The sequence below is a fragment of the Phenylobacterium sp. genome (genome assembly GCF_044236515.1).
GTDB lineage: Bacteria > Pseudomonadota > Alphaproteobacteria > Caulobacterales > Caulobacteraceae > Phenylobacterium.
In genome coordinates this window covers 1-5,669 of sequence record NZ_JBIIGK010000170.1, presented here as the reverse complement: position 1 = coordinate 5,669, position 5,669 = coordinate 1, and the positions used below count along the sequence as shown (strand labels likewise).

Genomic DNA, 5,669 nt, shown 5'->3' with positions numbered 1-5,669 from the left:
GCGGGGCGTTGCGACCAGAAACGGAAGCTAATAGCCCGCGGGCGCGCCTCAGACCCCATCATCGGACACATTGCAGGGGCGGGCGCCGGCTTGGAGGCGGCCATCCGAACATCGGTTATTGCTGTCTTCGCGCGGGACAGGCACGGGTGAGCCGCAGCCAGGCGCGAGCGTCGAACTCGCGGGCCGCAACAGTCCGTGCGGTCGCCGTGAGGGTGGTGAGACATGAGGAGCCGGCGCGAGGATGGAGGCTGATCGCCCTAAGCCCGGCGGCGACATGCGGCGATGGCGGCCGTGGGTGGCCGCCGTTCTGATCATTCTCCTTTCCGGATCGCTCTGGGCGGGTATTGCCCTCCTGCTGCGCTTGGCCGGGTGATCCGGACCGGGATCAACCCTAAGCGGTCACAAGCGCTGCTTCTGGAGCCAGCCAGGCCGGCCGCTGCAGGCCGGCGGTCTGCTTCCGCAGCTGGACGATCTCGTCGGCGAAGTAGTCGTTAAGCCACTCGCGATCGGCGGCCGACATGCGGTCTTGCTGCACCTTCTTTCCGTTCAGGAGGTAATAGCTGTTCCGGAGGGCCGCCTTCACGGCCGGCGCCTTCTGCCAGAGATGCTCACCAGCGTTGTTGAGCGTCAGCGCGACGCGCTGAAGCGCCTTGCTCTTCACGTCGGTCGTGACGTTGTGTTCCTTTGCCGGGGCGCCTGAGGCCAGCCTTTCGACGCCGAAGTGCGCCGTGATCCGCTCCATGGTCCCTTCGAAATCCGACCTCAGGTCGTCGTAGAAGACGACCAGGAGCCGTGATCCGAAGATCTCCTGCCAAGCCGGCAAGTAGCGCGAATACATCCCGCCGCTCAGCGCCCGCCAACCGGTCAGCCCACGCTCCTGCTGGGGTCGATCGCCGAGTTCTTTGCACCGCTCCAGGTATGCGCGGAAGCTGAGGTCCTGTGCGATGCGCAGGCGAGAACGCGAGAACCGCCACAGCGAATAGGCACGCGCGCCAGGCTCCCGCAGGATAACGACGATCCGCACGCCCGGCAGCGCCGCGTCGATGCCGCGGGCGAGCCGCTCGCGGCCATAGAAATAGCTTGGCGTCCCCTCGACAACGGCGGCGGCGTTGGTTTTCGCGGGGAAGTAGCTCTCGTACTCGGACAGGGGCGCCAGCGGCTCCCCGAACTCCAACGGGTTGAAGAAGTGCGTCTCCTTGACGTTGGAGACGGCGACGTTCGACTGCTGCGCCAAGGCGTGGAAGATGGCCGTGGTGCCGGCCTTGTTGACACCCGCGATTATACCGTTCGGCGTGACCATTGAGGGCGCTCTCTCCTGGGGGCTAATGTGCTGCGGGGTTCTGATCTTCGCAGGGTCGGGTACATCCCGATCGCGGGAAGCGATGCAATGCGCGTGTGGCCCGGTGCGGCGGCCGCGGCTCTCGACCTGAGCGACATCGGCATCATCGCAATGGCGAAGATCACGAATACTAAGGCGTCGTTCTTCGCCAGTGGCCCGTAATTGTGGAACATGATGTGGATTATGTATGGTAGGAAGGCGAGTAAGACGGTTGCGTTGCGCCGCATCATGATGAGTACCGGCGGCACGAACATGAGTATGCCGATGCCGTAATAGTTCAGCATCGTCAGTGCATAGTTGTGCAACTCGAACTGTGAGACCGGCCCCGGGTTTGAGAACCGGAGCAGGAAGTCCGCATAATCTCCCCAGTACAAGGTCGGGTCGAAGCCGAGGCCGTATCCGATGGGCCGGTCGCGGAGCAGCTCGAGGCCGTAGTAGATCAGCGTCTCGCGGCCCTCCGTAGACTTGTCGCCGAGGGTGAACGCCCGAAGGCCGGTGCCTTGAAGCGACTCCATGGCGAGCCCGGCCAAGGGGACCGCCAACAGCACGAACGGGCTGGCGACAAGAAACGCGCGTGGCGCTCGGACCGCTGAATAGATCACCAGAAACAAGGCGGCGCCCAGGATGGGAGAGCGGTTCCCGCTGGCCAGACAGGCCAGGCAGAAGGCCGCCACCGCGCCGACGACCGCCAAGTCCATACGCCGGGGCGCGCCGACCGCCTCTCCGAGCCGTTGCCGCCAAACGAGAACCGCGGCCAAAGCCAAGGTAAGATGGGTAGCCAATGCGATCGCGGTGTTGGCCAGGCCCGGCGCCCGCAGCCGGTCATACCGAACCACTTCGTGCGTCACCCGAGCGAGTGTGTCGCGCACGCTCCAGGCAGCCTCGACGCCGACGAACTGTCCGAGGGCGAACGCCGCGCTGATTCCGACGGCCGCCACGAACAGCAGGACAACCGTCGTTCCCCCGCAAACGCTCGCCACCATCGCGGTCAGGATCAGGAACACTGCGCTCTGGACATGGATCTCCAGCAGCTCACGCAGCAGCTTCACAATATCGATGCCGTTGAGGAGGCTCATGGCGGCCCCGAGTAGGGCGACCCCGAGGATAAGCAGAAGCAGCCCGCGCACCCGGTAGAGCACTTTGACAACAAGCTGCGGATCGCCCGCCGCCAAGACGAGGATGCCGGCGACCGCCGCGGCCGCGCGGACCGGCAGGCCGCCGATGCTCCAGGTCATCGTCGCCACCGACAGCAGCACTGCCATGAAGAAAAAGGACCCGGCGACCAGCGCTTGCGGCGAGGGGAGGCTACGCCGCGATCTGCGAGCCAGCGGGGCGGGGTGGCCGGCGACGGGAGTCATGCTGCGGCCTCGGTGGATCTGGCGGGCGCCTCGCTCATCCGGCTGGGCGCGGCAAGGCCGTCGATGACTGTCGCGGAGCGGGTCTCGGCAACCTTGGGATCGGCGGGATTGAGCGCCTTACGCAGAGCCTGCATCGGCCGCTCAAGCCAGTAGTAGGAAGCGGCGGCGAAGGCGAAGGACAGGGCCGTTAGCAGCGGCGCGTAGACCACGACACTCGTTTCCGGGAACAGAGTGACGAACCCGAATTTCACGAAATAATGCCAGAGATACAGTGAATAGCTGAGCTTGCCGATCCACACGAGGGGCGCGCTGTCGAGCAGCCGGGTCGGCGCGGTCGGCCGGAAAAGGACGCCGACCAGAATGACCGCAATACTCAGGCCAAGAAGGCTGTAACGGATGGTCTCCCGGAAGTACGGGTCGCGGAAGATGAGGCAGGCGAGAACCGTCAGCAGAGCCACGATGCCGCACAGCGGGTGGGAGAGGGGACGGAGCAGGGCGTGGCCGCCGCTCGTCCTGTAGACCGCCGCGATCAGGACGCCGAAGGCGATGGAGTCGAGGCGGTATTGCGTGTGGTTGTAGAAGTCGCCCGCGGCGGCAAGTTGCGGCTCTAATGAACCGACGGCCAGCCGGAGCGCGAGGCAGCCCAGACATACGAGCAATGCGGCGACGGCCACGGCCTTGGCGTTCGCCCGCAGCAACACCACGAGCGAGGGGAACAGGATGTAGAAGTGTTCCTCGACGGACAGAGACCAGATGATCCCGAAAGGCTGCGACTTGTGGTAATTGGCGAAATACAGGAGCGCCGAAGCGACATCAGTTCCTGAGATCGCAAACCCGACCGCCACGCAGTATAGCGTCGTGACCAGGACATAGACGATGAGCGCCGGATAGAGGCGTAAAGCCCGGCGGAGGTAGAATTTCCGCAATGAGACGCGGCCCGTCTTCTCCGCCTCTGAGAACATCAGGTGGGCGATCAGGAACCCACTGATGACGAAGAATACATAGACGCCGAGGCCGCCCGGAATCCTGTCCGTAATCAGGTGCGAGGCCATGACGATCAGGATGCTGATGGCCCTCAGCCCATCCAACCCTGGGATATTTCCCGAGCCCGCCGCCCACGGAGGCGTGTGTTGGCGCATGTTCAGCCCCGAAAAAGAACGAGGCATCTCTGGCAGCCAAATTTGGGGGCGAACATAACTTTGGACAAAAACGCTGGCGGGGTCCGGTGGCTGCCCCTTTCCCGCGTTGCTAGCGTCTTCGGTGACGGCGCGCGCGCCGTCCAGTGCGAGACCGGAGGAGCGCAGAGTGGATCGACCTCGCCGAGTGTTGGCGGTGGCTTCGGCCGGCGGCCACTGGACGCAGTTGATGCGGCTGACGCCGGCCCTGGAAGGTTGCGAGACGGTCCTCGTCAGTACGCTGGATCAGCAAGGGCTCCCCGATTGCGTGCGCTTCCACGTCGTGCCTGACGCCAACCGCGGGACCTGGCTCGGGATGGTCCGCCTGATTTTCTCGATGGGGTGGGTTGTGCTGCGCGAGCGGCCGGATGTCGTCATTTCGACGGGCGCGGCGCCGGGCTACGTGGCCATACGGCTCGCGCGGATCTTCGGGGCCCGCACGGTCTGGCTCGACAGTCTCGCCAACGCGGAGCAGCTCTCGATGTCCGGACGTCTCGCCGGGCCGCATGCGGACCTGTGGCTGACGCAATGGCCGCATGTGGCGCGGCCGGAAGGCCCGCACTTCCTCGGGAGCGTCATATGATCTTCGTCACGGTCGGCGTTCAGTTGCCGTTCGACCGCCTCGTCAGGGCTGTCGACGGCTGGGCCGCGACCCGAGGTCGGCGCGATGTGGTCGCGCAGGTCGGCGCGACGACCTATCAGCCAACGGCGATGGAGGCTTACGCTTTCCTGAAGGCGGATGAATTTGCGCGGCGGGTGGAGGCTGCTGACCTTATCGTGGCGCACGCCGGGATGGGCTCGATCATAACTGCGATCGAGCTCGGCAAGCCGCTGTTCATCCTCCCGCGGCGCGCCGCGCTGGGCGAACATCGCAATGATCACCAACTCGCCACCGCCGGACGCATGGCCGCTCAGGCGAACGTCAGCTTAGCCCAGGACGAGAAGGTCCTCGTCCAGATGCTCGACGAATTCCGTGCGCCGCGGTCGTCGGGCCGCCCGAGCGGTGCGAGCGAAAGGCTGCTCTGCGAACTTAGCGCATTTATCCACGCGTCCTCACGGCGCGGTCGGACCGGGCTCGACGTCTAGCCGTTGCGGCTCACACCGCCTGGCGGGTGCGAGCGCCGAATTTCAGAACCATTGATCCCAGGCGTTCGCGAATGGCTCGGACAGCCCACGCGCCATCTGCGCCAAGGCATGGGCGGCCGATGCCGATGACGGCGCCCTGCACCGCGAGGGCGGCCGTCCCGCCGAGCATCACCACGAACACGGGATGCAGCGCTTGGGACCTGGCCCAGGCGGCGGCGGCCCAGGTGGCCGCGAACACGGCGGCGGCTGCGAGTCCGAGGCGCGCATGGAGGCCGAACACCGAACCCCACGAGAGCCCCGTGATGCGCAGCGCGAGGTCGAGCATGAGGAGGAAGTTCAGGACGATCGCCGCGCCGACGCCTAAGGCGACGCCTCCCAATCCCCAATGAGAACCGATCAAGGCCCCGGCGAAGACCGCCGCCGCATAGACCCATTGGCGCCACGCGCGCCGGTACACCGCGCCCCGCGCCCGTGCCAGGGAGTCGCTCATCTTGTAGCTGGTGCGGAACAGCATCGTGGCGGCGAGCACCTGAAACGGCAGGATCATGCCGGTCCACCGGGGACCCAGAACGACCGTGACAAACTCGGGCGCCAGCACCACCAGAACGACGCTGACGGGCAGGGTGATCATGGTGACGATGGCGAGGGCGCGGCGGAACGCTCGGTTGAGGCGCTGGGTGTCGTTCTGAACGTGGGCCATGGCGGGGAAGA

At 65.8% G+C, this 5,669-nt stretch carries 6 protein-coding genes; 2 read left to right on the top strand and 4 right to left on the bottom strand.

All coding sequences use genetic code 11. The features are described from left to right. Nucleotides 1-391: 391 nt before the first annotated feature. From ACILRF_RS13950 to ACILRF_RS13940, 3 genes are all read right to left on the bottom strand, one after another. On the bottom strand, nucleotides 392-1,300 hold the full coding sequence (locus ACILRF_RS13950; protein ID WP_395673905.1) for a sulfotransferase family protein: 909 nt from the start codon (nucleotides 1,298-1,300) through the stop codon (nucleotides 392-394). Beyond that, entirely contained in the window at nucleotides 1,279-2,601 is a 1,323-nt protein-coding gene (locus tag ACILRF_RS13945) for an O-antigen ligase family protein (RefSeq protein ID WP_395673903.1), read from the bottom strand. The genes ACILRF_RS13950 and ACILRF_RS13945 overlap by 22 nt, the downstream gene beginning before the upstream one ends. A gap of 92 nt (nucleotides 2,602-2,693) precedes the next feature. Beyond that, nucleotides 2,694-3,836, bottom strand: coding sequence for an acyltransferase family protein (locus ACILRF_RS13940; protein ID WP_395673901.1), 1,143 nt, complete (start codon nucleotides 3,834-3,836; stop codon nucleotides 2,694-2,696). 166 nt (nucleotides 3,837-4,002) lie between these two features. Here ACILRF_RS13940 and ACILRF_RS13935 point away from each other — a divergent pair, with 166 nt between their 5' ends. Both ACILRF_RS13935 and ACILRF_RS13930 read left to right on the top strand, forming a co-directional pair. Then, nucleotides 4,003-4,455, top strand: a complete 453-nt coding sequence (locus ACILRF_RS13935; RefSeq protein ID WP_395673899.1) for a glucuronosyltransferase — start codon at nucleotides 4,003-4,005, stop codon at nucleotides 4,453-4,455. Then, nucleotides 4,452-4,958, top strand: coding sequence for a glycosyltransferase (locus tag ACILRF_RS13930; RefSeq protein WP_395673897.1), 507 nt, complete (start codon nucleotides 4,452-4,454; stop codon nucleotides 4,956-4,958). Before ACILRF_RS13935 ends, ACILRF_RS13930 begins: the two co-directional genes overlap by 4 nt. Nucleotides 4,959-4,968: 10 nt before the next feature. Here the strand turns inward: ACILRF_RS13930 and ACILRF_RS13925 are convergent. Then, a partial coding sequence (locus tag ACILRF_RS13925) for an oligosaccharide flippase family protein (RefSeq protein WP_395673895.1) occupies nucleotides 4,969-5,669 on the bottom strand: 701 nt, incomplete at its 5' end.